The sequence below is a fragment of the Streptomyces swartbergensis genome (genome assembly GCF_002148965.1).
Classification (GTDB): Bacteria; Actinomycetota; Actinomycetes; order Streptomycetales; family Streptomycetaceae; genus Streptomyces; species Streptomyces swartbergensis.
Genome location: NZ_NGFN01000556.1, coordinates 1 through 3,141, shown reverse-complemented (window position 1 = coordinate 3,141; position 3,141 = coordinate 1). Strand labels below are relative to the sequence as shown.

Sequence of the window (3,141 nt, the reverse complement as noted above, 5' to 3'; positions counted from 1 at the left end):
GGCATTCGGCGGGGCCCTCGCCTCTCCCGCAGCCGCCTCCCCCACCGCCCCGCCGCCCGTCAGCGACTTCAAGGGCGTCAACTGGGCCGACCCGCGCGACAACTACGCYGACGACGCGGTCGTGCCCTCGGGCCTGTCCACCTCCGACAGCTACGCCACGACCTACGCCAAGTCCAGGGCGATCATCGGCGGGTTCTCCAAGCTGGGCGCCAACACCGTCCGCCTCCCGGTGAACCCGGCCTCCGTGAACGGCCCGTTCTGGAAGTCGTACCGGGGCGCGATCGACGCCGCCACCGCCAAGGGCTTCAAGGTCATCCTGGGCTACTGGGAGGCCGACAACGCCAAGGACGGCAAGATAGACAACCAGGCCTCCTGGGACCAGATGTGGGCGCGGATCACCTCCGCCTACGCCCGCAACTCCAAGGTGTACTTCGAGCCGATGAACGAGCCGTTCGGCTACACCGCCCAGGAGTGGACCGACATCGCAGCGAAGTGGGTGACCACCCACCGCAACGTGCCCCGCGACCGGATGCTGATCGGCGGGTACAAGTACAGCGAGGACGTCAAGCCGGTCTGCGCCGACCCGCGCCTCAACGGCACCCGGATCGCCCTGCACAACTACGGCTTCTGGCATACCGACTGGACCAGCGTCGACCAGTGGAAGCAGGACTTCAAGGCGCGCATCGGCGACTGCGCCTCGCGCACGATCCTCGACGAGTTCGGCGCCTCGATGACGACCGGCCTGGACTACAACGGCCCGGTCAACGGCTCCAACGAGGTCGCCTACATCCAGGCCGCGACCGACACCATCCGCGAGATGGGCCTCGGCTCGGTCTACTGGCCCGGCCTGCGCAACGGTGACACCTACTCCCTCACCACGCTCCAGGGCACGGGGACGAACCTCAGCCTGACGGTGAACAACCAGAGCGGCCTGGACCGGCTGCACTGGGCCTGGAAGCAGTAGAAGCCCCCACGGGGACCATGGTGGCCCTTCCGGGTCCGGCGCCGCTCGTCAGCCGGACCCGGAAGGGAGCCGTCAGGACGCCGAAGGCGTCCAGCCCGCGAGCCAGTCCGCGACCTCCTGGTCGGCGGCCTGCGCGTCGGTCAGGTGCGGCCGGTTGGAGCTCGCCGAACCCGCGCCCGCACCGGTGTTCTTGTACTCGGCGAACCGGTCGTCCTTCCACGAGAAGCCGCTCATGTCGGTCCACGGCGTGGACTTGATCGCGGCGCTCAGGCTGGTGTTGCGGACCGTGGTCTGCGGGTCGAGCGAGGCGTCCCCGCCCGCGTGCCAGGGCCGCCCGAGGTAGAAGCTGCCGCCCGACACGTCGCCGTTCACCGTGGAGTTGGCGATCAGGATGCCCTTGCGGTTCGCGGCGGTGCTCGGGGCGGTGACGTAGCCGGCCGAGGTGCCGTCCCAGCGCTTCTTCAGTGTGATGACGGACCTGTCGACGACGGCCGTGGCCCGCCCGAAGATGAAGTCGACGTTGCCGATGACGTAGGAGTTGCTGACGTAGACCCGGCCCAGCCGGTCCTTCGCGGCGGTGTCGAGCAGCAGCGTGTCCTGGTCCCCGCTGACGATGATCCCGTCCAGGAACACCTTGTCGGCGGCGGTCCGCAGGGCGACGGCCTGGTGGCCGCTGAGGGACTGGTTGGCCTTCTCGTCGAAGTCGTTGGAGATGGTCAGGTTCCGCGCCTGGAAGTCGTCGGCCTCGACGGCGACGGTGGCGCTGCCGCCCGTGCCGTACGTGCCGCCGCCGGGCTTCGGCGTACCGGAGGCGTTGTTGTAGACGATCGTCGTGTCCTTGCGGCTGCCGCCGGTGCCCTGGATGGTGACGTGCGGCTTGTTGGACGGCACCTTGACCAGCTCCCGGTACGTCCCCGGCTTCACGGCGATCACGACGCGCGACGGATTGTTCGCCGGTACGGCGTTCACGGCGGCCTGCACGGTCGTGTACTGCCCGCTGCCGTCCTTGGCCACGGTGAGGGTGGTGGCATTGGCGGCCTTGGTGGAGGCGGCGGTGGTCGTACCGATGGAAGCGCGGGGCCCGGCACCGGACTTGAGGATCGACGGAAGGTCGGCGGCCTTGTCGAGGGTGTACGGGTAGTAGGCCTTCGGGTCGAAGGCGCTCCCGCCGCTCTCGTTGCGCCCGCTGGTGCCGGAGAAGGAGTTCCCGCGCTGGACGATGGCGGCGCCGCTGTCCTTGATGACGGGGTTGTTGACGCCCTGGAAGAGGGAGTTCTCCAGGACCATCTTGGTCGCGCCGCGCGAGTAGTTGCCGTACGACGACTTGATGCCGGTGCCCGGGGCGTCCTCCAGGAAGTTGTTGTAGAGGTGGGCGTGGGCGGCGTTGTCGGTGGACGGGTTGCGCTGCTCGGTCTCGCGGATCCAGTTGTGGTGGATCGTGATGTCCGTCTTGACGTTCTCGGTCCAGCCGATGCCGAAGGTCTTGTTGTTGTCGCTCAGCTTGTTCCAGGAGACGGTGACGTTCGTGCTGTCCTTGCGGACGTCGATGAGCCCGTCGGCCATGTGCCGCAGATCGTTGTGATCGATCCACACGTGGTGGGCGCCGTCCATCTGGATGGCGTCGAAGTCGTGATCCTTGTCGTTCCAGACGCCTTGGTACGAGTCCCGGATGGTCAGATTCCGAATGATCACGTTGTGGACCCCGGAACCGAGGAAGAACCCACCGCCGACAATGTGCCCGGAGGTCCCGGACCCGACGATGGTCTTGTCGGACTGCACCTTGATCTCTTTGCCGACCGGGTTCATGGTGATCGTGCCGGCGACGACGATGACGTACGGCTCGGTGGCCGTGGCGTACTTCTCCAGGTCGGCCTGCGTCTTCACGGTGACGGTCTTGCCGTCCCGGCCGCCGTAGGTGCCGTTCTGGCCGAGGGAGTTGACGGAGGCGAACCCGTCGGCGGTGTCGGCGGCCCAGGCGGGAGCGGCGGCGGAGGCCTGCCGGGCGGTGGAGCCGAGGACGCCGAGGTCGGTGCCGTAGGCGAGGGTGCCGGCGGCGGTCAGGGCCAGCGGCACACCGACCGCCAGGGCCGTGCGGCTTCTGCGGTGCCGGGGCTTGCTGTGCGGCTCACTCATGCGGCGAATCCGTTCCGTGCGGGGGGATGGTCCGGGGGTGGGTT

2 protein-coding genes are annotated in these 3,141 nt (G+C 68.4%); one reads left to right on the top strand and one right to left on the bottom strand.

Annotated elements, in window-relative coordinates; all coding sequences use genetic code 11:
• Positions 1-964 (top strand): glycoside hydrolase family 5 protein (locus tag CA983_RS41975; protein ID WP_086605894.1); only part of this gene is annotated, 964 nt, incomplete at its 5' end.
• Positions 965-1,036: 72 nt separating this feature from the next.
• Here the strand turns inward: CA983_RS41975 and CA983_RS41970 are convergent.
• The gene (locus tag CA983_RS41970) at positions 1,037-3,097 is read right to left on the bottom strand and encodes a pectinesterase family protein (RefSeq protein WP_086605893.1); all 2,061 of its coding nucleotides are present in this window, start codon (positions 3,095-3,097) and stop codon (positions 1,037-1,039) included.
• Between the last annotated feature and the right edge of the window lie 44 nt (positions 3,098-3,141).

What these genes read in the sequence shown, in the direction of transcription:
- CA983_RS41970 (WP_086605893.1), bottom strand. Translation starts at nt 3,097, where the DNA reads ATGAGTGAGCCGCACAGCAAGCCCCGGCACCGCAGAAGCCGCACGGCC.